The organism is Flavobacterium sp. GT3P67 (genome assembly GCF_004349155.1).
GTDB classification, from domain to species: domain Bacteria; phylum Bacteroidota; class Bacteroidia; order Flavobacteriales; family Flavobacteriaceae; genus Flavobacterium; species Flavobacterium ranwuense.
The window spans coordinates 584188-609766 of record NZ_SMLF01000001.1 but is presented as its reverse complement, the minus strand read 5'-3'; the positions used below and the strand labels follow the sequence as shown (position 1 = coordinate 609766).

Below are 25579 nucleotides of genomic sequence, written 5' to 3'. Positions count from 1 at the left end.
CAGATTGCACGGATTAACCCAGATTAAATTTGTGTAAATCTGCGCAATCTGCGTTCCTTCATCTATACATGAATAATCTCGTCCTCAATCAATAAATCTTCTCTTCGCAATCGGAGGAAAATTTGCGCCACGGCAATGGTGTCTTTTTCACAATAGGTTACAATGCGGTCAATGTCTTTGTCTACATAAAATACATGTCCCACCTGACTGCCGTTGATGTCACCTTTTGGAGAAGGAATACCAAGGACTTTACACATTAATTTCAAAGACGTATAGTGTTTGTAATCGCCAAATTTCCATAATTCTAAGGTATCCAAATGTGGAATTTCCCATGGTTTTTTTCCAAATAAATTCAGTTTGTTCGGAATGGCAATTTGGTTAATAATCATGCGTCTGGCAAGGAACGGTATATCGAATTCCTTGGCATTGTGCCCACACAAAACATGTTGAGGCTGATTGAAATGAGTGTTCAGCAAATTATTAAAATCCAACAATATTTTCTTTTCTTCTCCAAAGAATGAAGTCACCCGAAAATTGCGAATATCGCCTTTAATCGTAAAATAACCCACCGATATACAAACAATTTTTCCAAACTCGGCCCAAATTCCTGCCCGGTCATAAAAATCCTCGGGAGTGTATTCGTCTTTGCGTTGGTACTGCGTTTTGTGTTCCCAAAGGTCTTTCATTTCGGCATCCAAAGCACTGAAATCTTCGGCTTCCGGAACGGTTTCTATATCGAGGAACAGAATGTTATTGAGGTTTATTTTTTCTATCATTAGCTAGATTTGTTAGATTTTTTGACTTCTTAGATCTTAGATTGAATACAAAACCTAAATTAGTAGACTTGATCGATTTTTTTGAATCTATGGCAATCTAAATTTCTAACAATCAAAGAAATCTAATGTGTCTAACCCTCTAAAAATCTAAGAAGTCTATTTTTAAAATAGACTTTGTTGTGTCGTTGGATTCTCATGTTCTAACAACCATTTTTTTCGCCACAATCCTCCTGCATATCCGGTGAGCGATCCATCTGTTCCAATAACTCTGTGACAGGGAACAACAATCCAAAGCGGGTTTTTCCCGTTGGCAGAAGCGACAGCCCGAATGGCTTTGACATCACCCAAAATTTTGGATTGTTCGAGATATGTTCTGGTTTTTCCATATGGAATATCCAATAATGCTTTCCAGACTTTTTGTTGGAAAGCTGTTCCTTTAGGATTAAGTGCAAAATCGAAATCCGTTCGCTTTCCCTCGAAATAGCCAGTGAGTTGTGAGACAGCTTCTTGCAAAACTGCAGGAATTGTGCTTAAAACTGTTCCTTCTTCGGCAACTGAAATTACGGATATCCCATTTTCATCGCCTATGATTGTGGCAATTCCTAAAGGCGTTTTGATGTATGCTGTTTCCATATTTTAAAGATAAAAAAAATACCCACATTGTCCTAAAGAAGTAACAAAGTTCAGAAATAAATACGCTAAAAACGTTTTGAACATAAAAAGAACCATTCGCAGAGACGAATGGTTCTTGTATGTTAGCCCCGATAGCAGCGGCATCCTTTATGTTTTTCCTTTAAAAACATAAAGATATAGCGTAGAGCGGGATTAGCTCCTGAAAAATACCAGGATTATTTCAAATTAGAATACACATACGCTTCTAAGGCTTTCAATTCGTCATCTGACATGGCTTTGGTAACTACGAAGTTTGTTTTCATCACTTCATATTGACTTGGGTCAACAATAGGCTCGCCTTCCCCTTTTAAAAACGTTACGATACTTGCGTTTTTATCTTTATAAATTTTTGCAATATCCTGTATACTTGGCCCTATCACTTTCTTGTCTACTTGATGACAGGCAAAACAATTTCCTTTTCCTTTGAAAATTTCGGCTCCCAATTCCTCTGGAATTTGGGCAACCTCCTCGGTAGAAGTTGGGTATAAAGGTTCTTTTTTGACCTCTTCTTTTTTACAAGAAGCTACCGCTAAAACGGCTAATAAAAATAGCGTCTTTCTCATGTTAATTTCTTTAATTGTAGGCGTCTCAATGACTAAAAATTACCAGCCGATATATTTGGGTGGCTGAATTTGATTCAGATTCAAATATACTAAAATTTGTGCTCTGTGATGGGTAACGTGGTCTTGCATCAAATTAAGTATTTGTAATTTTGATTTTGGACCGGCAAAAAAGTCTACTTTTTGGGATAATTTAACATCCTTCGTTTTTTGTACAAATGTCTTTGCTGTATCAAAAGAGGCTTCTATTTCTTGAATTATTTGCGCTTTTGAAAGTCCTTTTGCTGCTTCTTTTTTCACATATTTCTCTTCAGAAAAATGAGTTGTGCTCAACCATTTCATGTTGTCTTGTATGTGAAATAATTGTTCTCTAAAGGACATTTCTTGCGCTGTAGGCTTGTAATCATACTTATCCTCCGGCATGGCTTGTGCAACAGCTATTAAATAATCTTTGGAATTATCCCACTTTTCGATGAAAGTGGAAACTACCTCAACTTGTGCAAAAATGCTGCTTGAAAGCAACAAAACAGTTATTATTAAATATTTTTTCATTTTCTATTTGTTTAAAAGTATCGCCGCTTCTTTGGCAAAATAAGTTGAAATCAAACTTGCCCCTGCTCTTTTGATACACATTAATTGTTCCATCATAATTTTGTCATGATCGAGCCAGCCTCTTTCGGCAGCGGCTTTAATCATCGCATATTCCCCCGAAACATGATAAACCGTAACGGGAACATTTACCGCATTTTTAACTTCACGAACGATGTCTAAATAGGCAATGCCGGGTTTTACCATGACCATATCGGCACCTTCTTCTACATCCCACAACGCTTCTTTGATGGCTTCAATGCGATTGGCATAATCCATTTGGTATGTTTTTTTGTCTTTTGGAATTTCAGTCGCATCAACAGGAGCACTATCTAAAGCGTCACGAAACGGTCCGTAAAAAGCAGATGCGTATTTTGCAGAATAACTCATGATGCCTACATTATGAAAACCCGCAGCGTCAAGACCTTCACGCAAACGCAATACACGTCCATCCATCATGTCCGATGGCGCTACAAAATCGGCACCTGCTTGCGCATGAGAAACGGCCATTTTTACCAAGGCGTCCACAGTCGAATCATTTTCTACATCGCCATTTCCAATTATTCCGTCATGTCCATAAATAGAATAAGGATCCAAAGCTACGTCTGGCATTACAATCATTTCCGGACAAGCAGCTTTGATGGCACGAATGGCATTTTGCATCAATCCGTTTGGATTCCATGCTTCCAGTCCCGTATTGTCTTTTAAATTTTCACTGACTTTTACATAAATGTTTACCGCACGAATGCCTAAATCAAATAATTCTTTGATTTCTTTTACGGTTAAATCGATAGAACGACGAAATATACCTGGCATAGAAGGAATTTCCACTTGTACATTTTCGCCTTCAGCAACAAACATAGGAAACATAAAATCCGATGGACTTAAACTGGTTTCACGAACTAAACTTCTAATAGATTCGCTCGTTCTTAATCTTCTGCCTCTGTGTAATGGGAACATATGATTTGTGATTTTAGATTAGCGATTGCTGATTTATGATTTGAAACGAAATATTGATATTGATGTCAGAAAATCTGAAATCAAAAATCGTTAATCATCAATCTGCAATCCAACTTTTTGGATTTTCTAATACGTTTACTAATTTTTCTTCGTCGCTTCCTGCTTCTGCGTGATGATCGTATACCCATTGCACATGCGGCGGTAAACTCATCAAAATACTTTCGATTCTTCCGTTGGTTTTTAGACCAAATAAAGTGCCTTTATCGTGAACTAAATTGAACTCTACGTAACGACCGCGGCGAATCTCCTGCCACATTCTTTGTTCTGGAGTATACGGTAAATCTTTTCTTTTTTCAACAATGGGAACATACGCTTGCAGAAAACTATTACCAACTTCGGTTACAAAGTTGTACCAATCTTGCATTGACATTGTATCTGTTGCTTTGCAATAATCGAAAAACAATCCGCCAATTCCACGCGCTTCATTCCTGTGAGCGTTCCAGAAATAGGCATCACATTGTTTTTTGTATTTGGGATAAAATTCTGGATTATGTTTGTCGCAAGCTGTTTTACAGGTTTGATGAAAATGGATTGCATCTTCTTCAAACAAATAATACGGTGTTAAATCTTGTCCACCGCCAAACCATTGCTGAATCACGTTCCCGTTGTCATCGTACATTTCGAAATAACGCCAGTTGGCATGAACAGTTGACACCATTGGGTTTTTTGGATGCAACACCAAACTCAATCCGCATGCAAAAAAATCAGCTTCACCCACGTTAAACATCTTTTGCATGGCTTCGGGTAATTTCCCGTGAACGGCCGAGATGTTGACTCCGCCTTTTTCAAAAACTTCGCCGTTCTCCATCACGCGGGTTCTTCCGCCACCACCTTCCGGACGTTCCCAAAGATCTTCACGGAATTTGGCTTGACCTTCAACTGCTTCCAATCCTTTACAGATTTGATCTTGAAGGTTTTGTATGTAGGTGTAAAATTGTTCTTTCATTATAAATTAGTTTTCAGCAGCAATTTTTTAATTCCAAAAATGGAAAGTAAAACTGTGACTGTGACTGACTACTGATTGTATTCCTTCACTGCATCAATAAACGCTTTCGCGTGATCCACAGGAATATTCGGTAAAATTCCGTGACCTAGATTTACAATATATTTATCTTTTCCGAATGCGTCAATCATTTCGTGCACCATTTTCTTAATCACCGGAATTGGCGATAATAATCTAGACGGATCAAAGTTTCCTTGCAACGTAATGTTTCCGCCCGACAAGTATCTTGCGTTTCTTGGCGAACAAGTCCAATCCACACCAAGTGCCGAAGCTCTACTTTTCCCCATTTCACCCAAAGCAAACCAACATCCTTTTCCAAAAACAATTACAGGTGCATCATCTGCCAATGCTTCAATGATTTGGTTAATGTATTTCCAAGAGAATTCCTGATAATCAACCGGAGACAACATTCCGCCCCAAGAGTCAAAAATTTGAACGGCGTTTACTCCCGCTTTTACTTTTTCTTTTAGGTATAAAATCGTGGTATCGGTGATTTTTTGCAATAAAACATGAGCAGCTTCTGGATGTTGGAAACAAAATCCTTTGGCCATGTCAAAACTTTTAGAACCTTTCCCTTCCACGGCGTAACACATAATTGTCCAAGGAGAACCTGCAAAACCAATTAATGGTACCTCATCGTTCAACATTTCTTTAGTCAATTTGATAGCGTCAAAAACGTATCCTAATGTTTCATGAACATCTGGAACGATTACTTTTTCCACATCCTGAATCGTACGAATTGGATTTGGTAAAAACGGACCAAAATTTTCTTTCATCAACACCTCAATTCCCATTGCTTGTGGAATTACCAAAATATCCGAAAACAAAATCGCAGCATCAGGAGCAATTCTTCTTATTGGTTGTACGGTGATTTCGGCAGCTAATTCCGGAGTTTGACAACGGGTAAAAAAATCATATTTATCACGCAAAGCGATAAATTCCGGTAAATATCTTCCCGCTTGACGCATCATCCAAACTGGTGGGCGTTGTACTGTTTCTCCTTTTAGTGCTCTTAAAAATAGGTCGTTCTTAATCATGTATTTAGATTTTAGCAGATTGCTAGATGCTTTCCGTTGTATAATATTCAATAACTTCCAAAATCACCTCTTCGATAGTTGGCGTTTCGGCAATTACTATGTTTTTAATTTTCTTTGTTTCTAATGCTGATGCTGTAGTGGTGCCTACGCAAAAACAAACTTCATTCTTGATTTTATTATTTGTCAAATAACTTTCAACGGCAGATGGGCTAAAAAAAAGAATTCCGTCAAAATTTTCTTGGTCTGATATTTTAAAAGGCGCAAGTGTTGTTTGATACACTTCGATTTCGTTAAAAGTTATTCCAGCGTTTTTTAATGCTTCAGGCAACGTTTCTTTACGCAAATTTCCGCTTAAAAAAGTATAGCTTTCCTTATTGTAAATTAAAGTGATTATTTCGGCTAATTCAAATGCATAATCCAAGTAAACATCCACAGTAAAGCCATGCGATTCCAGTAATTCTTTGGTTTTAATACCTACACAAAAAACAGGTTTAGTCTTTAAAACTTCCCAACCGTTTTGTTCTATCAAACTTAAAACAGCATTTTGACTACTAAAAATCAAGTTGTTGTTGATTGTATTCAGTTCAAAAAGGTTGTTTTTAATTTCGATAAAATCTTGTTCTAAAAGATCAAAATTAGCATCAATAAATACTTGCCTTTGCTCTGCCGACAATGTTTTGGTGGATAAAATGCTTGTTTGGCTCATTATTTCTTCAAATTAATTTTAATTTCCCTCATCAATTCTGCTCCGCCATTCTCTAAAATTTCTTGGGCTGATGCAAATCCTAATTTTTTCCATTCTTGCAAGGGAACGGTTTTTTCTATTTCGATTTTTTGTTTTCCATCAATAGAAAACAAAACGCCCTTAAACACTATTTCATCTTCTATAAATACGGCCAAACCTCCAATTGGTGCCGTACAACCACCTTCGAGTGTTTTTAGAAACTGTCTTTCGATATGGGTACACACTTCAGTTTCGATATCATTCAATTCAGAAACAGCTTCTCTGCAAAAATCATCATTTGCCATGGCTACAATCACCATAGCGCCTTGAGCCGGCGCCGGAATCATCCAATCCAGATCGATATAATTTGAGGGTTTCAAGTTGATTCTTTCCAATCCTGCTGCCGCAAAAACAGCTCCATTCCAATCGCTGTCCTGCAATTTCTGCAATCTCGTATTGACGTTTCCACGCAAATCAACTACATTGTGATTGGGATATTTATTGAGCCATTGTGCCTGACGGCGCAAACTACCTGTCGCAATTGTGCCTTCTCCATTAAGAAAATCAAGGTTTCCTTTGTGTACCAAAATATCTAACGTATTCGCTCTTTCCAAAACTGCTGCTTGCACAATTCCTATTGGCAAAGCCGTAGGAACATCTTTCATCGAATGTACTGCAATATCCACTTGACCATTAATCATAGCGATATCCAGTGTTTTAGTAAAAATTCCTGTGATTCCTAATTCGTAAAGTGGTTTGTCGAGAATAAGATCTCCTTGTGATTTTACCGCTATAATTTCGGTTTTATACCCTAAATCATTTAGTTTTTTTTCGACGTTATGGGCTTGCCAAAGTGCGAGTTCGCTGTCGCGGGTTCCTATGCGTATGGTTTTATTCATTATTTTGTAGTCACTCCGATTTTAAAAACTTTTTCAATCCATTCGATACTTTCATCCACCATCGTATCATCATCTTTCAAATGGTTGGCAAAGTGTGTCGTTATTTTTTGAATAATTCTATTGCTGATTATTTCGGCCTGTTCTTCGTTGAAGTTTGAAATTTTCTTGCTTTGGAAATCCAATTCGGATGTTTTTATCGCATTCAATTTTGCTTTTAAAGCATTGATTGTCGGGGCAAATTTTCTGCCTTTGGTCCAGGTAATAAATTCTTCTTTGATTTCTTCAATGATGGCTTCAGCAGCAGGAATGTGTTTTTTTCTGTTTTCTAAAGTTTCGTCTGTCATTTGAGACAAATAATCCATGTGAATCAGCGTAACGCCTTCTAAATCCTGAACATCTTCATTTACATTTTTCGGAATGGACAAATCTAAAATCAAAAGTGGTTTCTTCAAATTCAGAATCGCTTTGTCAATAGTTGGATTTTGTGCACCGGTAGCTACCACAACAACATCTGCTTTTTGTAATTCCAAATGCAGTTCCGAATAATCTTTTACAATTAAATTCAATTTTCCGGCTAATTTTTCTGCTTTCTCTTTAGTTCTGTTAATTAGCGTAATATGCTCGTTTTTAGTATGTTTAACTAAATTTTCACAGGTATTTCTACCAATTTTACCAGTACCAAACAATAGAATATTTTTGTTTCCAATGTCTTCTACATTCTTGAAAATATATTGAACCGCAGCAAAAGAAACCGAAGTTGCTCCCGAACTAATTTCCGTATCGGTTTTTATTTTTTTACTGGCTTGTATAACGGCATTCACCAATCGTTCCATAAAAGCATTGGCTAAACCCAACGATTTTGATTGTGAAAAAGAATTTCTTATTTGGGCGATAATTTCAAAATCACCTAATATTTGGCTGTCCAAACCTGTCCCTACACGAAACAAATGACTGATTGCTTCTTGATTTTTATAGACAAAACCTACTTTTTGAAATGCTTCAACAGACCCTTGACTATTCTCACAAATTAATTTGATTAATTGAAAGGGATGTTCCGCATACCCATAAATTTCAGTACGGTTGCAGGTAGAAGTAACTATTAAACTCTCTATTCCTTCATTCTTAGCTTGTTCGAGTAAACGCGTTTTTGCAGCAGCGTCTAAACTAAACTTGCCTCTAATCTCAGCATCCGCTTTTTTATAGCTCAATCCAACTGCGTAAAAATAGTGATGCTTTAATGTTTTATTGTTTTCCATATTTGCACTTTTCCAGAAAGTGTGACAAAATTATGACTATAGTATTTATAAAAGTAACGCTAGAAGTTCTTTTTGTATCGCTAAGTGATTTTTTGGTTTTAAATCGTTGTTTTATTATAAAAACCCTTATTTTTGTAGCAGAAATGGGTTTTTTTAATCGCTCTATTTAGAGTGTTTCTAAATAAAACAATCTGATAATTATCATTTTTAAGTAAAAAAAACATCGCTATGAGTTCTCAAGAAATTATAAAAATTGAAGATGACTTTACCTTAATTCGCTTTCAGAATGACGGCACCGATGTCTTTCAAGCCCAACGCGAAGTAAGCAGCGGATTGATTCAATTTCATTTTGGATTAAAAGGAAGTGCCAAGTTCATCTTCAATCAAGGGAATTATGCTTTGGAATTAAAAGAAGAAAAATCATTGCTTTTATACAATCCTCAGAAAGAATTGCCTTTAAATCTGGAGTTAGCGCCAAATTCCTGGGTGATTTCTGTGATTATTTCGATCAAGAAATTCCACGCTTTATTTTCGACAGAAGCAGATTATATCACCTTTTTAAGTGCCGATAATAAGGACAAAAAATATTACAACGAAGGAAATATCAGCCCGTCGATGGCAATTGTTTTATCTCAATTGTTTCATTACAGTTTGCATCCGTCCATAAAAAACCTATATTACAAAGGCAAAGGATACGAATTATTGAGTTTGTATTTCAATAGAACTGAAGATCCAAACGCAGAACAATGTCCGTTTTTAATAGATGAGGATAATGTAATGAAAATTAAAAAAGCCAAAGAAATTATCATTGCTAATATGGCTGAACCGCCAGGATTACAGGAATTAGCAGATGAAATAGGGTTGAATCTAAAGAAGCTAAAAATGGGTTTCAAACAAATTTATGGCGATACCGTTTATGGGTTTCTGTTTGACTACAAAATGGATTTTGCCCGAAAATTGCTCGACAGCGGTTCCTATAATGTAAACGAAGTGGGATTGAAAATTGGATACAGCACCGGAAGTCATTTTATAGCAGCATTCAAAAAGAAATTTGCTACCACGCCAAAGAAATATTTGATGTCAATCAACCCAAATATGCAGTAAAGAATCGATTCCTTATATTAAACAATAAATAAAAAATAGTTAATCACAATTTATAAAAAAGTAAGTTTATTTACTTTTGTACCAACAAAAACCAGAAACATGAAAGGTGTATTATTAGTTAATTTAGGTTCTCCGGAAAGTCCAACTCCTAAAGATGTTAAACCGTATTTAGATGAATTTTTAATGGACAAATACGTAATTGACGTTCCGTTTTTGTTGCGAGCATTGTTAGTTCGTGGAATAATTTTACAAACAAGACCTAAAAAATCAGCCGCCGCTTACGCAAAAATATGGTGGGACGAAGGTTCCCCACTTGTGGTCATTTCCAAAAGAATGCACGCCAAAGTAAAGCAATTAGTTGATATTCCTGTTTCCTTAGCGATGCGTTATGGAAATCCTTCTTTATTGTCTGGTTTACAAGAATTGCATGACAAAGGCGTAAATGAAGTGCTGCTTTTTCCATTGTACCCGCAACATGCGATGGCGTCTACAACTACAATATTAGAACTGGCCGAAGAATTGCGTAAAAAGCACTTCCCGGAAATGAAATTCACCATCGTTCCCGCATTTTATAACAAACCTGATTATATAAAAAATCTGGCCGATTCTATCAAAGATCATTTAAAAGGTTTTGATTATGATCATTTATTATTCTCCTACCACGGAATTCCGGAGCGACACATTCGTAAAACGGATATCACCAAATCGCATTGTAAAATTGACGGTTCTTGTTGCAACACACCTTCACCGTCACATGAGTTTTGTTACCGTCACCAATGTTACGAAACTACCAAACAAGTAGTAAAATTACTGGGAATCCCAGAAGGAAAATACAGCCAGACTTTTCAATCACGCTTAGCAGGAGACAAATGGCTAACGCCTTATACTGATGTGGAAATAAATAAAATGCCTGACCGCGGTATTAAAAATCTGGCAGTTGTAACGCCGGCATTCGTATCAGATTGTTTGGAGACTTTGGAAGAAATTGCCATGGAAGCCAATCATCAGTTTAAAGAACATGGAGGTCAAGAATTTTTAGCAATTCCCTGTTTAAATGATGGTGACGACTGGTGTAAAACTGTAAGCAATTGGATTTCAAACTGGTCGAATGCCTCTTCATCCATTAAAGTTGACTCAGAAAAAATAAACGCTTAAATGGCTGTTACCGCCGATGAGTTAGGAACTCAGGACATCAAAAAACTCTTGATAAAACAAGCGGTTCCATCTTCTATTGGGATTTTATTCATGTCAGTTAATATTTTAATTGACACCATTTTTGTTGGGCAATGGATCGGAACTTTAGCTATTGCAGCGGTAACAGTAGTCTTGCCTATCACCTTTTTGATTTCTTCTTTGGGAATGGCGATTGGTGTGGGCGGAGGTTCTGTACTTTCCAGGGCATTGGGAGCCAACCACAAGGAAAAAGCATTGCATACTTTTGGCAATCAAATCATGATGACTTTTTTATTGGCATCTGTTTTTGTGTTATTTGGTCTTTTTTTTAGCGAAGAAATGTTGATGCTTTTTGGTGCGAAAGGAGTCATAATGGAACCCGCAAAAGAATTTTTCTTTCCCATAATTATAAGCGTTCCGTTTTTAGCACTTTGCATGATGGGAAACAACGTAATTCGTGCAGAAGGCAAGGCAAAATTTGCCATGGTAGCGATGATTATTCCCGCTTTTATAAATATTTTACTAGACATTATTTTTATAAAATACATGGATTTAGGAATGTTTGGTGCTGCTTTGGCTACAGCCATATCCTATTTTACGTGCTTCTTATTTGTGTTTTGGTTTTTTTATTTTAAAAGTGAACTAAAACTAAAAGCCAGACATTTCAAATTCAACATTCCTATTGTAAAGGAAATAACCGAATTGAGTTTTGTAACTTTTTCTAGACAAGGTGTGGTGAGTATTTTAGCCATAATATTGAATCATACTTTATACACGTACGGCGGTGAACATTCCGTTGCTATTTATGGAATTATCAGCCGAATGTTGATGTTTGCTTTGTTTCCAATTCTGGGAATTACGCAAGGATTTCTACCAATTGCAGGTTTTAATTACGGCGCAGGAAATTATGAAAGAGTCAAAGAAAGTGTGCTGCTTTCGATAAAATATTCAATTTTTTTAGCTACTGTTATTTTTGTGGTTATTTTGATTTTTGCCAAACCTATAGTCGCCATTTTTACCACAGATCCACTCGTGATTGCCCAAACTCCGGAAGCGTTGCGTTACGTTTTTGCGGCTTCACCAATCATAGCCGTACAACTAATTGGCGCGGCTTATTTTCAAGCGGCGGGAAAGGCGAAAAAAGCACTGCTTTTGACCTTAAGCAAACAAGGATTTTTCCTGATTCCGTTAGTGCTGATTCTACCAAATTTTTTAGGTATTTTTGGAGTGTGGATTGCATTCCCAATTGCTGATATTTTATCAACACTATTGACTGGCTATTTTCTAAAAAAAGAAATGAACACAAAATTGATTCAAACTAACGATGGAATACTATAATTACCTTAAATCCTTACACCTCATCTTTGTAATCACATGGTTTGCAGGATTATTTTATATTGTTCGCTTGTTTGTTTACCAAATTGAAGCGGCTCAAAAACCATCGCCAGAGAAAGAAATTTTACAAAAACAATACAAAATAATGACCTATCGCTTGTGGTACATTATCACTTGGCCATCAGCAGTTTTAGCCAGTATTTTTGCTTTTTGGATGTTGTTTTTTACTGATTTAGGACGTTCTTGGTTACAAATGCCTTGGATGCACGTAAAACTTGGCTTCGTATTTGTGTTGTATTTATACCATGGAAAATGCCATCAAATATTTAAGCAATTGCAAAATGACGAGGTGAAACATTCAACAAATTTCATGCGAATGTGGAACGAAGGCGCGACAATTATCCTTTTTGCAGTGGTTTTTTTAGTAATTTTAAAAAATGCTGTCAACTGGATTTATGGTGTAATTGGAATCTTTCTCTTTTCCATTTTAATCATGCTAGGTTTTAAATTTTATAAAAAAATCAGAGAAAGAAATCAATCTTAATATGTTTAAAAGCTTCAAAATAGCAATGCTTTCATTACGAATCAGGATTTTCCTTTCGATGATTGTATTGATAGTAATGGCTTCCGTTTTATTGGCTTCCATTTCTATTTTTCAGTTTAAAAACGAAGCCAAGGAATACCATCAAGAACGTCTGGAGCGAAAAGAAAATGCTGTAAAAGAGCATATCTATTATGTGCTTTCCACAACTACATATCCGTTGACATCAGGGAATTTAGATTTAATTTTTAAAGATAAAATTCACGAATTAGCACAAATTCATAACATTGAAATCAACATTTACAGTCTGGATGGAAAGTTACTAAAATCCTCCAAAGAATCGTTTTCTGTAGATAAAGTAGCTCCTCCTATCCCAAAATACATCCTGAAATTAGTTCGTTCCTCTATTGAAAAAAGATACGTGGACATTAAAACCATTGATGGGATAAAGAGTCTTTCCTCTTACAGCCAAATAAAGGACGACAAGTTTAAACCGCTTGGTATTTTAAATTTACTCTATATTGAAGACGATCAATTTTATAAAAATGAGTTAAATAGTTTTCTTATCAGTTTGGGACAAGTATATTCTTTTATGCTAATTGTAGCTTTTGCATTGGCCTATTTTCTCTCTTCTTACATTACTAAATCGTTGAAAACAATCTCAGACAAATTAAGCGAAACGAGTTTGAATCAAAAAAACGAAAAAATTGTTTTGGAAGCCAGCAGCAAAGAAATTAATCTTTTAATAAAAGCATACAACGGAATGGTGGATGAACTGGAGAAAAGTGCCATCAAACTAGCGCAAAGCGAACGTGAAGAAGCTTGGCGCGAAATGGCGAAACAGGTGGCGCATGAAATCAAGAATCCGCTTACGCCAATGCGATTAACAGTGCAGAGTTTTCAGCGGAAATTTGATCCGACTGATCCCAATGTAAAACAGAAAATGAATGACTACTCCGAAACTTTAATTCAACAAATTGATACGATGAGTGCAGTTGCTTCGGCTTTTTCGAACTTTGCATCGATGCCGGCCCAGCAAAATGAAACCTTAAACGTAGTGGGAGTAGTAGAACTTGCAATGGATATTTTCAACGAAGAATACATTGAATTTCACAGTGATTCTCCCGAAATTATTTCGAAAATTGACCGAACACAACTTATCCGAATTATCACGAATTTAGCAAAGAATGCCATTCAGTCCATTCCGGAACAACAGGAAAACAAGTCTATCATTGTATCGGTAAAAAAAGAATTAAACAACGTTCTAATTACTGTTGCTGACAACGGGATTGGCATTCAACCCAAAGACATAAGCCGGATATTTGAACCAAAATTCACCACTAAAAGCAGTGGAATGGGTCTTGGTCTTGGTATTATAAAAAACATTATTGAAAATTATAAAGGAACAATTACCTTTGAAACTGAATTTGGAAAAGGAACTACTTTTATTGTATCACTTCCAATAATTAACACTTAAAAATACAATTATGAATTACGAAAGTATTTTAATTTCTACCGAAAACAACATTGCAACGGTTACCATTAATCGTCCGACTAAACTAAATGCTTTGAATGTTGCAACCATTTCTGATTTGCATAAAGCTTTCAAAACATTAGGAAAAAATGATGAAATTCGTGCTATTATTCTAACTGGAAGTGGTGAAAAAGCTTTTGTGGCTGGAGCAGATATTTCTGAATTTGCTCATTTTTCGATTGAAGAAGGGATGCAACTGGCAGCTGAAGGGCAAGAAAAATTATTTGATTTTATAGAGAATTTAAAAACTCCGGTTATTGCGGCTGTCAATGGTTTTGCATTGGGTGGCGGATTAGAATTAGCGATGGCGTGTCATTTCAGAGTGGCTTCGGAAAATGCAAAAATGGGATTACCTGAAGTTTCTCTGGGTGTAATTCCCGGTTATGGAGGAACACAGCGTTTGCCACAATTGATAGGAAAAGGACGCGCAATGGAAATGATAATGACCGCAGGAATGGTAACCGCGCAAGACGCTTATAGAACTGGGCTGGTGAATCACGTAGTCCCAGAAGCAGAACTTCTAGATTACTGTGTGAGCGTGGCAAATAAAATAATAAAGAACTCTCCGTATGCTATTGGCAAAGCCATAAAAGCAGTCAATGCTAATTTCAAAGAAGGCAAAAACGGTTATGAAACCGAAATAAAAGCTTTTGGAAAATGCTTTGGAACCGAAGATTTTAAAGAAGGAACAACGGCTTTCTTGGAGAAAAGAAAAGCAGTGTTTACTGGGAAATAATAACAAAAGAGAGCCACATTGGTTCTCTTTTTAGTTTACAAGTGATTGCATTTAAAATAATCTTTCCTCAAAAACGGATTGTTTGCTTTACAACACTTAATTTTACAGACCCGTTTCGAAATATAACACACCATCTAAAATTAAACTTATGTCCTTCCAACCTGTATTTGCACTTTTCTGGGAAAAGGTAAAAGAAAGCATCCAAAATGGAACTTACGCCAAATTAACACTTGCCAAAACCATTGGTGATACGGAACTGAAAAATATTTATGTGCGTCCCGTTTTACTGGAAAATGACGTTTTTAGTCTTTCGGTTACGGCGCGTTACAAAACCGAAGAAGTAGAAAGTTTCCATTCGCTTGACGAAGCTTTTATCATATTGGCTCCGTATATGAATAACCCGTTTTTAACCGCTTTGCTGTTTACAACAGAGAATGATATCACCTTTAAGCTCAATAAAAAAAGAGTGGGAACTATTATTGAGCAAGCACCAACTTTTAAAAACGCTTCGGATGTGATTCTTGAAATGAAGGCAAAAGGGATTATATAAAAAAATGATTCACGTTGTAGAGACGCACTGCAGTGAGTCTCTACGGTGCGTCTCTACAACACAAATACCTATTTCTCCCCTTCCCATTCCGCATAAAACTGCGCCAGAAATCTTTCCATATAACGGTGTCTTTCTTGTGCGATTTGTTTTCCGGTCTCGGTATTCATCTTATCTTTCAAAAGCAATAACTTTTCATAAAAATGATTGAGTGTTGGAGAATCATTCTTCTTGTATTCTTCCTTGGTCATGCTGGAATTTGGAGCAATTTTAGGGTCGTAGAGCGCTCTGTTTTTAAATCCGCCATAATTGAATGTTCTGGCAATTCCAATGGCACCAATAGCATCTAAACGGTCTGCGTCCTGAACCACATCCAATTCTATGGATGAGAATTTCTCTTGGAAATTACCGCCTTTGTACGAGATGTTTTCAATGATATTCACCACATGCGTTATAATTTCTTTGTCAACATTTTCTGATTCCAAAAATGCTCTTGCTATTCTGGGACCCACGGTTTCATCACCATCGTGAAACTTACTGTCGGCGATATCGTGCAGCAAAGCCCCAAGTTTAACAACAGTAGTATCACAAGCTTCATTTTTTGAAATCAGAACAGAATTTTTAAACACTCTTTCGATATGAAACCAGTCGTGTCCGCCTTCGGCATTTTCTAGTTTTGCTTTTACAAAAAGAATCGTTTTGCTTATTAAATCAGGGTTTATCATTGTTTATATACTTTAAAAAAAATGTTGAATTTCAAAGTTCTACAACTTCAAAATTCAACATTTTTATTCTTTATTTAGAACTCAAAATCTATCTTACTAAAGCTGGCTCTACCCATTTGAAGATATGTGACTCTTGTGGAATTACCAATCTTTCTGAAATTCTTGCCATTCTACCCGGTAATTTCATCAAGTAATCACGGGCTTTTTCTGCTTCATCTGTCAAACCGGAAATTTTGTCAATTTCCCATTTGTCGATTAGTTTTTGCATTATATCCACATAATCCGCTGCGGTATAAACCCCAATTCTTTGTGCCGAATCAGAAAACTGTTCGAAAGCAGTACTGATTTTTTCACCGGATTCTCTCAAGAAATGCGCAGGCATAACGATTTTTGCTTTCATCATGTATTGAAACGCAAGCATCATTTCACTTGGATCAACCTGAAAAATACGAGTTACAAATTCGCTGTACGCATGATGATGGCGCATTTCGTCACCAGCAATCATTTTACACATTTTAGACAATTTGTTATCGCCATATTTCTTAGCCATTTGCGCCACTCTGTTGTGAGAAACATAGGTCGCTAATTCTTGAAAACTGGTATACACAAAGTTTTTGTATGGATCTCTTCCTGTTCCAATATCAAAACCGTCGTTGATCAGGTGTTGAGTTGTCATTTCTACTTCACGCATGTTTACGCGGCCTGATAAATACAAGTATTTATTCAGTAAATCACCGTGACGATTTTCCTCTCCAGTCCATTGTCTGATCCATTTAGACCAACCGTTTCGCTCTACATTATCAATTCCGTCTACGTCCATTAACCAGGATTCGTAGGTTGGTAAAGCTTCCTCAGTAATGGTATCACCTACTAAAGTTACCCAGAAATCATACGGTAATTCTTTTGCGATTTCACGTAATTCTTTCACCTCATCAAAAAAAGTATCACTTTGAGAATTAGGCAAAAAATCCGTTGGTTGCCATATTTTTTCTACTGGAATTAGATACTGATCGACAAAGCTGTCTACGTTTTTTTCCAAAAACTGCATTACTTCTAATCGAATGTTTTTTATTGACATTATATATAAATTAAATTTTTATTCCTTGAACAACTGCTTTTTCTGTTTGTGCGATTAAGTCAGCAAAAGCATAATCTTTAACCGCCAATGGTTTATGAACTACAAAGGTAAGGCGATTTCCTAAACCTAAAGGGAAAAACCCGTATTTAACTATTTTCCAAGAATTGTTTATGCTTACTGGAACTACGTATGCCGATGGCGCATATTTACATAAAATTTTCAAACCGCTTTGAGCAAACTCTTTTGGTCTACCAGTCTTACTTCTTGTTCCTTCCGGAAAAATAACTGCGGAGCGGTTGTGTTTTTCAATATATTCTGACAATCCTTTGATAGCCGGAATGGCTTGTTTGGGATCTTTACGATCGATAAGAGCAGAGCCTCCATGACGCAAATTAAACGATACACTTGGGATTCCTTTTCCTAATTCTTTCTTACTGACAAATTTACAATGAAATCGGCGGAAAAACCAAATCATAGCAATAATATCGTACATACTTTGATGATTGGACACAAAAATCAACGGAACATTTTTAGGAATACTTCCTATGTTTTCAAATTTGTACGTTGTTCCCAAAAGATTCGTGCATTTCAATAAGAAAAAATTCAAATAATCGACACTTTTTTTATGGGCTTGATAACCAAAAACATTGAAGCAAACCCATTGAATTGGATGAAAAATAACCAATGTAAGACCGAAACATAAATAATAAATTACGGAAATGGGATACGAAATTAGTTTTTGCATGCTTTAAAAATTTGCCACAAAAGTAAGAAATATATTTTTAGCCCGATTTAAATCCGAAACAATATACAGGCTCAACGTTTAATCGTAACTTTGCCAATCAAAATCTATGTCTTTTTTCTATTAAAATGAACTTCACTTACCCAAAAAACGAAAAGCTAAAAAGTAAAATCACCATTGGATTATTGTTTACCGAAGGGAAATCAGTATCTAAATATCCGTTGCGATTGGTATATAAAGCCGGTTCCTTTGACAAAAGTGAAAAAATAAAAATGGGCGTTTCGGTTTCCAAAAAGAATTTTAAGAAAGCCGTAGACCGCAATTATTTCAAACGTGTGTTGCGCGAAACCTACCGTCTCAACAAACACTTATTGATTGACAATCTGGACCAACCATATTCCTTTATGTTTTTTTACCAAACTAAAGACCGGTTGGCATATGAGGAAATTAATACCAAAACCATTCAATTGTTCGAGAAGTTTTTGCTTCAAATAAAAAAAGAAGAGTAGCAATTCTATTTTTTGTATTTTTAGCATTAAAATTTAATGTTTATGAAGTCAATAGCCTTGTTTTTTCTATTAATACTTTCTTTTTCCAGTTGTAAAAAAGCTGAGGCTGATTTAGATATGAAAGTATCGGCTATCAAACTTCCTCCAAAAGAAGCTTCGGCCGGCAATGCTCTTTATGACAAAGCCGATTTAAATGCGCCGGCAAAAGAAACTCCTCAAAGTATTGAACAAAAAATCATCAAAGAAGGCAGTCTTCGTTTTCAAACCAATGATTTAACAGCCACTTATAATCAAATACAAAATGCAGCAAAGAGCCATAATGCTACTATTCAAAATGATACCGAAGGCAAGGATTACGAGTCAGTTTTTAGAAAATTAATCATTAGAGTTCCTAGCAAAAATTTCGACTTGTTTTTGAAAGACATTTCAAAAGGAGTTGCTTATTTTGACAATAAAGAAATATCATCTCAAGATGTAACTGCTGAATTTATTGACATTGATGCTCGATTAAAAGCTAAAAAAGTACTGGAAAACCGTTATCTCGAACTTTTGAAAAAAGCAAATAAGGTTACAGAAATGTTGGAAATTGAAAAACAATTGTCCTCCATTCGTGAAGAAATCGAAGCAAAAGAAGGACAGTTGAACTATATGCAAAACCGAGTTTCATTTAGTACAATTACTGTAGAATTTTATAAATCCATCGCTGAAGAAAGTGGCGTAACAGCCTCTTATGGAATGAAAATTTGGACTGCTATCAAATCGGGATTCAATAGTATGTCGAGTTTATTTATAAATTTACTCAGTATTTGGCCGTTTATCATTATCCTGTTTGCTATAGGTTACTTTATTAGAAAAAGATTTAAGACAAAAAAAATATAAAACAATGTATTCTTTCTTCAAAAAAAAATTCATAATTCCCGTTGTCGCTTCGGCATTTCTGTTCATTGGTGCTAGTTTCAAAGACGATTTTTTTGAAATCGCAAAGCAAATCGAGATATTCACAACCCTTTTCAAGGAATTGAACAGGAATTATGTCGATGAAACCAATCCCGGTGAATTAATGGACAAAGCCATCAAAGGGATGTTAGCTAATTTAGACCCTTACACCGTTTATTTCAACGAGCAGGATGTCGTGCGATTCAAGATAAACAACACTGGAGAATATACCGGAATAGGCGCTTTATTGACTCGAAAAGAAGATAAATTAATAGTCAAGGAAGCGTATAAAAATTTCCCTGCGGATAAAGCGGGTCTTAAAGCGGGTGATGAAATTACTCAAATAGGCGATGTATTACTATCTGATTTCAAAGAAGATGCTTCACAGCTTTTTAAAGGTGCGAAAAACACTAAAATCGACATCAAATACATCCGACAAGGAAAAATGAACACTACTCAAATTGTCCTTGACGAAGTCGAAATCAAATCGGTTCCCTTTTTCGCAAAAATAGACGACAAGACCGGATATATTGTATTGTCTCATTTTAACAAAAAAGCGTCCTTCGAAACCAAAGAAGCATTGGAACAATTAAAAAAAGACGGTGCTGAACGAATTATATTGGATTTAAGAGATAATCCGGGTGGGCTTTTGAATGAAGCGGTGAATATCTGTAATCTCTTTGTTCCAAAAAATGAAATCATTGTTACTACAAAATCAAAAATAGAAAAACACAACAGCACCTATAAAACGAGTAAAGACCCTGTAGACACTGACATTCCTTTGATCATTATTGTCAATGGCAGAAGTGCTTCGGCATCAGAAATTGTGGCTGGCGCCTTGCAGGATTTAGATCGCGCTGTGGTGGTAGGAAGCCGAAGTTTTGGAAAAGGATTAGTACAAAGGCCGGTGGATTTAACGTATGGAACGCAACTAAAAGTAACCATTTCGCGCTATTACACGCCATCAGGAAGATGCATTCAAGCCTTGGATTACACCCGAAAAGACATAAATGGCAAAGCTGTAAAGACAGACGAGAAAAATTACAATGCATTTAAAACCCGAAAAGGAAGAATGGTTTATGATGGCGGTGGTATTCAACCCGATGTGGAATTGGAAGAAGCAAAATCAAGTCCAATAACCGATGCTTTGATAAAAAATGACGGGATTTTTAATTACGTAACTAGTTATTATTATAAAAACCCCGATTTAGGGAATCGTATTCCTACCATTTCTGATGCGGATTTTCTGGATTTCAAGCAGTTTTTAAAAGTGCAAAAATTCTCCTTTGACACCGAAACAGAACTCGCGTTGAAAAACACTTTGGCTGTAGCCAAAAAAGAAAAAATAGAGGAATCCATCCTTGTCGAATACCAACAATTGCTTACTGCACTTCAGAAAAGTGAGAATGCTTTATTGGATAAAAACCAAAAAGAAATTAAAAATCTGATTTTGGATGAAATCATTAAACGCTATCAATATCAAGAAGGATTGTATCAGTATTACATAAAAAATAACTCCGAAATTAAGAAAGCCGTAAGTATTTTGAACAACAACTCCGAGTATAAGACTATTTTAAAAATATGATGAAAAACTTATTTAGTCTACTATTCCTGTTGTTTTTTGGTTATCTATCGGCACAGAGTAAAACTGCAGAGACCGTATATTTTGAATTTGACAAATACAATCTTTATAATGACCAAGTACAAATTATAATCGATTTTATAAAAAAAGTAGATACCTCAAAAGTCGAATCCATACAAATTTATGGGTATTGTGACGATAGAGGCGATAATGATTACAATTATAAATTATCGGACAACAGAGTAAAAACCGTCCAAGATATCCTGACTTCTAATGGTTTTAATAAAAATAAAATTGTTATTATCGAGGGTAAAGGTCGGGTGATTTTAAAAAATGATGCTTTTGAAAATTTAAACGAAACCCGTTCCAAAAATAGGCGTGTTGACTTGTTTCTTGTTAAGAAAAATAGTTTTGGAAAAGGAATTTATAACTCTTTTCAGGATAATCATAAAGTTGGGGATCGAGTCTACTTAGACAATATTTTATTTCCTTTGGGAAGCAGTAAATTAACGGAACAATCCAAACTGGAATTAGACAAAATTTCAAAAATCCTACAAAAGCAAAAAAATGTACAATTTGACATTAAAGGACACGTATGTTGTACTCCCAATTATTATGATGATGCCGTCGATAAAGACAGTCACGAAAGGAAACTATCTTTGAATCGAGCCAAAAGCGTATACAAATACCTAATATCTAAAGGCATAAACAGTCTTAGAATGAAGTATATTGGAAGTGGTAACAAATTCCCTACGGGTCTGGGGGAAGCGCTAGACCGAAGAGTCGAATTTCTTATTATGAAAATTTAATTACTCTCTTTTCATCTCAATATGCGGAATATCATCTTCCAGATACATTTCGCTGGTTTGTACAAATCCGTGGTTTTCGTAGAATTTTTTTAGATACAATTGCGCTCCAATAGTGATTTTGTTTTCGCCAAAATGCAAAGCTATCCCGGCAATTGATTCTCGCATTAAGTCATGACCCCATTTTCTGTCACGGTAATTTGCATCAACAGTTACCCTTCCGATAGAAGCATTATCAAAACTGATTCCGGGTTTGAATAATCTGGAATGAGCGACAATTTTACCGTCAAATTCGCCTATAAGATGTAACGCTACTTTATCTTTGCCGTCAAGATCAAGATAAACGCAATTTTGCTCCACTACGAAGATCTCACTTCTTAATTGCAACAAATCGTATAGTTCGTGAACCGTTAATGCATCAAACGCCTTAATTTCCCATTGTAATATCATGCCTGTTTTTATGTTTTTTGTATCGTACAAATAAAAGAAAATAAGATTATCTTTTCAATACATTTACTGATTTTATAATAGATTCGAGTTCATGCATGAGATCGCGTTTTTCTTTGGATGGCGCGTAACAAAATCCTTCTAAAACCAGAATTCGATTGTATTCCTTATCGATAATGGCATAATTGATAAAAGGACCTGACATGAAATCATTATTTAACTCCCAAGTTCCCTTCGTTTCAAAGGTTTCTTTATCATCAAGAGTAATCTTGAAAAGGTAAGGAGCATACGCCTCTTCAGTAGTCATATTAGTATCAGGCTCCGTTCCCCTAATGTATAATTTACCAATGGAATCTCGCATTTTAATAATGTTGGATATTAAATCGGCGTCTTTATTAATCGTGTTTAAAGGAACTTGATAAATTAAAAGACTTGTGTTTCCTCCGATAATTTCCTTTTTTAACCACATAAAATTGCTTTTGTGAAGCACGTATGCGTAACCGGAAGGCACCTGCAATGTGAGATGGAATTTATTCGAAATTACCTTCGGATCAATATGAGATTGGCTATTGATTTTCTGGCTTTCGGCTATTTCTGCCTGCTTGATAAGCTGAATCATTTTAGGCGCATTTTTTTCCATGGTTGTTATAATATCCGTACTTGTTTTGCCGGAAATATGAAATACATTCTGAGGAGATGCATATTGGTCTTTAACAATCTCAAATTTATTTATTTCCCCTTTTTTTACCACAATAATCGCTCTGGTATCGGTCATAAAACCTTCCAAAAGCTTAACTGGATATTGATTTATGTTGAACAATGGTTCTTCTTGTGGCAAACCAATTACTGGCGATGCAAACTTGTTTCGAATGCTGTCTCCCACATCACCATTCCATAATTGATCGTCAATAATGACCGAAATAGTATTGATTTTTCCCGAAGTTTTTCGTGGCAAAGATTCATTTTCCTTTTTACAGGAAAACAACATCAAAGAAATCAGAAGAAATAAAAAATGGGCTTTATTCATTACTATACAATTATAAAATAAAACCCAAATTTATAGAAGTTTATCGTATTATCCGTTTATTTTTAACTTCATTCCGGGCTTGAGTTCTTCACTGCGAATACCGTTCCATTTTTTTAAGTCCGAAATGGTTACTCCTGGATATTTTTTAGAAATACTATACAAGGAATCTCCTTTTTTCACATAGTAATCAATTGCTTCTTTTTTATAGGATTCAGCGATATTTGTTTTTCTCTTAAATGAACTTACCGTTGCTTTATTTGTATTGATAACTATTTCATCTTTGGCAACAATCAAAGTGGCACCTATGCCAATAGTATTGTCCGGTAAATTATTCCATTGTTTTAAATCCGCTAATGAAGCGCCGAATTTCTTACCTATACTCCCTAAATTATCTCCTTGCAGAACAACATATTCAATGTCTTTTCGTTCGGGAACTGAAACTAATTCTTCTTTACTGTCTGACGCTTTTTTTACAACTTGCAATGTAACTCCTAACTGTACATTATCATTTGAAAGGTGATTCCATTCTTGGATTTCGGCTACGGTAACATCATATTTATTAGCAATGCTTCCTAAATTATCTCCTTTTTGAACCACGTAAAATGCTGTTGCATTAGAAGAAAATGTGTTTGGTTCTACCGTTTTTTTCGTTTTATCATCCTTATTTGCTTTCATTTCAGAAGCAACTACTCTTTGATTGCTCGAAATTTTATCTGAAGGAACTTGATCCATTTTAGGCTCTTTCTTAACGGCCGCTACATCAGTTTGACCCATCACTATTTTTAAACTTTTACCATAAGCCAAAGCATTCCCTCTGAGTTTATTCCATTTTTTTATATCAGCAACATCAACGTCATATTTACCGGCAATTATACTCAGATTATCTCCACGTTTAACTTTATAATATGTTGTTTTGGCAAGCGCAACTCTTTGAGCCATATAATTAGCAGTGTCCTTTACGACCATTGTTTTTTCAACCTGAAATGGCTTTTCACGTTTGCTTAATTCATATTGAGTGTAGGCGTAAATCTGGTTTTCATTTGACACAAAAACGGCTATTTTTTCTTGTGGTAATCTCAAATAATGATTTTCATCGTGATAAAATGGAATCACATTTAGCTTATAAGATGGGTTCAAAACCTGCAATTGCGCCACCGGAACATCTAACAAATCCGATATTTGCTTGAACGTCATCTGTTTCTTAATCATAATAGTATCCGTGGCAAAATGTTTTACTGACGCTCTGTTAGGAATAATTCCGTGCTCTTTGTGGTATTCATAAATGTACATTGTAGCGAGAAAAGCGGGTACATATCCTTGAGTTTCTTTGGGAAGATTTTTTCTGATATTCCAATAATTCTGTTGCCCTCCAGAACGTCTAATGGCTTTAGCAACATTCCCAGGACCAGAATTATAAGAGGCCAAAACTAAGTCCCAATCGCCAAATATTTTATACATATTTGTCATGTATTGCGCCGCGGCTTCACTGGCTTTCAATGGGTCGCTACGTTCATCAATATAGGAGTCAATTTTCAACCCGTATTGTTTTCCGGTTTGATACATAAACTGCCAAAGTCCTGTGGCACCCATTTTAGAAACTGCTTTTGGATTTAAAGCCGATTCTACAATAGCCAAATATTTGATCTCCAAAGGAACATTTTGTTTCGCCAAAGCTTCTTCAAAAAGCGGAAAATAATATTCTGATGTGCCCATCAAGCGCTCAAAAGATTTCTTTCTGTTTTTTAGAAATGACTTAATGATATTTTCCAGACCTTGATTGTACTCAATATTGAAAGGTGATTTGGCATCCATTGCCGCCAATCTTTCTTTCAAAAGCGCAGTAGGTAATTCATAATCCACCATTTGGTCCATATTAATGTTCTTAATATCATCCGATAGGTTGTTGTATAAATCCAGATTTGTTAATTCTTTCATCCACAAACTGTCAACACAAGATGCTAAGTCATCTTTTACGAAGGTATTCTTGATGGAATCTAAATAAGATAGTTTTGTTTCTACTTTTGCGAAGTCTTTATTTACAACTGTTTCTTGCGAAAATAAATGCGCTGATGCTAATAGAAAAAACGATAAGGCGGTATTTTTTATATTCATATTTTTACGATCAATGACCTATATTTCAAATGATTACAAAGCTTGTTTTTACAAACTTAACAGGTTTAAACTAAAAAATTCCATAAATATTGTTAAAAGTGCAATCTTTC

General features: G+C 35.6%; 27 protein-coding genes. 11 read left to right on the top strand and 16 right to left on the bottom strand.

Annotated features, from left to right (window positions below):
• Positions 1 to 62 precede the first annotated feature (62 nt).
• The 10 genes from E0H99_RS02680 to hemA all read right to left on the bottom strand — a co-directional run bounded on the left by E0H99_RS02680 (position 63) and on the right by hemA (position 8535).
• Positions 63 to 776, bottom strand: a complete 714-nt coding sequence (locus E0H99_RS02680) for a 3'-5' exonuclease (protein ID WP_131990919.1) — start codon at positions 774 to 776, stop codon at positions 63 to 65.
• Between the two features lie 162 nt (positions 777 to 938).
• Positions 939 to 1409: a methylated-DNA--[protein]-cysteine S-methyltransferase gene (locus E0H99_RS02675; protein ID WP_131990917.1), complete on the bottom strand. Its 471-nt coding sequence runs from the start codon at positions 1407 to 1409 to the stop codon at positions 939 to 941.
• A gap of 215 nt (positions 1410 to 1624) precedes the next feature.
• Positions 1625 to 2011 (bottom strand): c-type cytochrome, encoded by a 387-nt coding sequence (locus tag E0H99_RS02670; protein ID WP_131990915.1) that lies wholly within the window; start codon positions 2009 to 2011, stop codon positions 1625 to 1627.
• A 39-nt stretch (positions 2012 to 2050) separates the two neighbouring features.
• Complete coding sequence (locus tag E0H99_RS02665) at positions 2051 to 2560, bottom strand: DinB family protein (RefSeq protein ID WP_131990913.1); 510 nt, start codon at positions 2558 to 2560, stop codon at positions 2051 to 2053.
• A 3-nt stretch (positions 2561 to 2563) separates the two neighbouring features.
• Positions 2564 to 3556 (bottom strand): porphobilinogen synthase, encoded by a 993-nt coding sequence (gene hemB / locus E0H99_RS02660; protein WP_131990911.1) that lies wholly within the window; start codon positions 3554 to 3556, stop codon positions 2564 to 2566.
• Between the two features lie 97 nt (positions 3557 to 3653).
• On the bottom strand, positions 3654 to 4562 hold the full coding sequence (hemF, locus tag E0H99_RS02655; protein WP_131990909.1) for an oxygen-dependent coproporphyrinogen oxidase: 909 nt from the start codon (positions 4560 to 4562) through the stop codon (positions 3654 to 3656).
• A 68-nt stretch (positions 4563 to 4630) separates the two neighbouring features.
• The gene (gene hemE, locus E0H99_RS02650; protein WP_131990907.1) at positions 4631 to 5656 is read right to left on the bottom strand and encodes a uroporphyrinogen decarboxylase; all 1026 of its coding nucleotides are present in this window, start codon (positions 5654 to 5656) and stop codon (positions 4631 to 4633) included.
• 22 nt (positions 5657 to 5678) lie between these two features.
• Positions 5679 to 6362: a uroporphyrinogen-III synthase gene (locus E0H99_RS02645; RefSeq protein WP_131990905.1), complete on the bottom strand. Its 684-nt coding sequence runs from the start codon at positions 6360 to 6362 to the stop codon at positions 5679 to 5681.
• On the bottom strand, positions 6362 to 7282 hold the full coding sequence (hemC, locus tag E0H99_RS02640; protein ID WP_131990903.1) for a hydroxymethylbilane synthase: 921 nt from the start codon (positions 7280 to 7282) through the stop codon (positions 6362 to 6364). Before hemC ends, E0H99_RS02645 begins: the two co-directional genes overlap by 1 nt.
• Positions 7279 to 8535 (bottom strand): glutamyl-tRNA reductase, encoded by a 1257-nt coding sequence (gene hemA / locus E0H99_RS02635; protein ID WP_131990901.1) that lies wholly within the window; start codon positions 8533 to 8535, stop codon positions 7279 to 7281. The genes hemC and hemA overlap by 4 nt, the downstream gene beginning before the upstream one ends.
• A 228-nt stretch (positions 8536 to 8763) precedes the next feature.
• On the opposite strand from hemA, the gene E0H99_RS02630 reads away from it, so the two are divergent.
• The 7 genes from E0H99_RS02630 (at position 8764) to E0H99_RS02600 (ending at position 15508) form a co-directional block, all read left to right on the top strand.
• The gene (locus E0H99_RS02630) at positions 8764 to 9639 is read left to right on the top strand and encodes a helix-turn-helix domain-containing protein (RefSeq protein ID WP_131990899.1); all 876 of its coding nucleotides are present in this window, start codon (positions 8764 to 8766) and stop codon (positions 9637 to 9639) included.
• A 99-nt stretch (positions 9640 to 9738) separates the two neighbouring features.
• On the top strand, positions 9739 to 10794 hold the full coding sequence (gene hemH, locus E0H99_RS02625; RefSeq protein ID WP_131990897.1) for a ferrochelatase: 1056 nt from the start codon (positions 9739 to 9741) through the stop codon (positions 10792 to 10794).
• Positions 10795 to 12150 (top strand): MATE family efflux transporter, encoded by a 1356-nt coding sequence (locus E0H99_RS02620; protein ID WP_131990895.1) that lies wholly within the window; start codon positions 10795 to 10797, stop codon positions 12148 to 12150.
• Entirely contained in the window at positions 12137 to 12691 is a 555-nt protein-coding gene (locus tag E0H99_RS02615; RefSeq protein WP_131990893.1) for a CopD family protein, read from the top strand. Before E0H99_RS02620 ends, E0H99_RS02615 begins: the two co-directional genes overlap by 14 nt.
• Positions 12692 to 12749: 58 nt before the next feature.
• Positions 12750 to 14165 carry a sensor histidine kinase gene (locus E0H99_RS02610; RefSeq protein ID WP_131991620.1) on the top strand — a complete coding sequence of 472 codons (1416 nt, stop codon included), beginning with the start codon at positions 12750 to 12752 and terminating at the stop codon, positions 14163 to 14165.
• A 10-nt stretch (positions 14166 to 14175) separates the two neighbouring features.
• Positions 14176 to 14958, top strand: a complete 783-nt coding sequence (locus E0H99_RS02605; RefSeq protein ID WP_131990891.1) for an enoyl-CoA hydratase/isomerase family protein — start codon at positions 14176 to 14178, stop codon at positions 14956 to 14958.
• A 148-nt stretch (positions 14959 to 15106) separates the two neighbouring features.
• A complete protein-coding gene (locus E0H99_RS02600; protein WP_131990889.1) occupies positions 15107 to 15508 on the top strand; it encodes a hypothetical protein in 402 nt (133 codons plus the stop codon).
• Between the two features lie 68 nt (positions 15509 to 15576).
• Here the strand turns inward: E0H99_RS02600 and E0H99_RS02595 are convergent, their stop codons facing one another.
• The 3 genes from E0H99_RS02595 to E0H99_RS02585 form a co-directional block, all read right to left on the bottom strand.
• Positions 15577 to 16230, bottom strand: a complete 654-nt coding sequence (locus E0H99_RS02595) for an HD domain-containing protein (RefSeq protein WP_131990887.1) — start codon at positions 16228 to 16230, stop codon at positions 15577 to 15579.
• An 88-nt stretch (positions 16231 to 16318) separates the two neighbouring features.
• Positions 16319 to 17308 (bottom strand): acyl-ACP desaturase, encoded by a 990-nt coding sequence (locus tag E0H99_RS02590; RefSeq protein WP_131990885.1) that lies wholly within the window; start codon positions 17306 to 17308, stop codon positions 16319 to 16321.
• Between the two features lie 10 nt (positions 17309 to 17318).
• Positions 17319 to 18053 carry a lysophospholipid acyltransferase family protein gene (locus E0H99_RS02585; protein ID WP_131990883.1) on the bottom strand — a complete coding sequence of 245 codons (735 nt, stop codon included), beginning with the start codon at positions 18051 to 18053 and terminating at the stop codon, positions 17319 to 17321.
• 125 nt (positions 18054 to 18178) lie between these two features.
• Between E0H99_RS02585 and rnpA the strand changes: the two genes are divergently transcribed.
• The 4 genes from rnpA to E0H99_RS02565 are packed head-to-tail and all read left to right on the top strand — an operon-like array spanning position 18179 to position 21886.
• Positions 18179 to 18559 (top strand): ribonuclease P protein component, encoded by a 381-nt coding sequence (gene rnpA, locus E0H99_RS02580; protein ID WP_131990881.1) that lies wholly within the window; start codon positions 18179 to 18181, stop codon positions 18557 to 18559.
• A 42-nt stretch (positions 18560 to 18601) separates the two neighbouring features.
• Positions 18602 to 19438 carry a DUF4349 domain-containing protein gene (locus E0H99_RS02575; RefSeq protein WP_131990879.1) on the top strand — a complete coding sequence of 279 codons (837 nt, stop codon included), beginning with the start codon at positions 18602 to 18604 and terminating at the stop codon, positions 19436 to 19438.
• A gap of 4 nt (positions 19439 to 19442) precedes the next feature.
• On the top strand, positions 19443 to 21080 hold the full coding sequence (locus E0H99_RS02570; RefSeq protein WP_131990877.1) for a S41 family peptidase: 1638 nt from the start codon (positions 19443 to 19445) through the stop codon (positions 21078 to 21080).
• Positions 21077 to 21886 carry an OmpA family protein gene (locus E0H99_RS02565; RefSeq protein ID WP_317128644.1) on the top strand — a complete coding sequence of 270 codons (810 nt, stop codon included), beginning with the start codon at positions 21077 to 21079 and terminating at the stop codon, positions 21884 to 21886. Before E0H99_RS02570 ends, E0H99_RS02565 begins: the two co-directional genes overlap by 4 nt.
• Here the strand turns inward: E0H99_RS02565 and E0H99_RS02560 are convergent, their stop codons facing one another.
• From E0H99_RS02560 to E0H99_RS02550, 3 genes are read right to left on the bottom strand one after another with little or no spacing between them, the layout of a single operon-like run.
• The gene (locus E0H99_RS02560; protein ID WP_131990875.1) at positions 21887 to 22333 is read right to left on the bottom strand and encodes a GNAT family N-acetyltransferase; all 447 of its coding nucleotides are present in this window, start codon (positions 22331 to 22333) and stop codon (positions 21887 to 21889) included.
• A gap of 46 nt (positions 22334 to 22379) precedes the next feature.
• A complete protein-coding gene (locus E0H99_RS02555) occupies positions 22380 to 23357 on the bottom strand; it encodes a DUF4837 family protein (protein WP_131990873.1) in 978 nt (325 codons plus the stop codon).
• Positions 23358 to 23405: 48 nt separating this feature from the next.
• Positions 23406 to 25469 carry a LysM peptidoglycan-binding domain-containing protein gene (locus E0H99_RS02550; RefSeq protein ID WP_131990871.1) on the bottom strand — a complete coding sequence of 688 codons (2064 nt, stop codon included), beginning with the start codon at positions 25467 to 25469 and terminating at the stop codon, positions 23406 to 23408.
• Between the last annotated feature and the right edge of the window lie 110 nt (positions 25470 to 25579).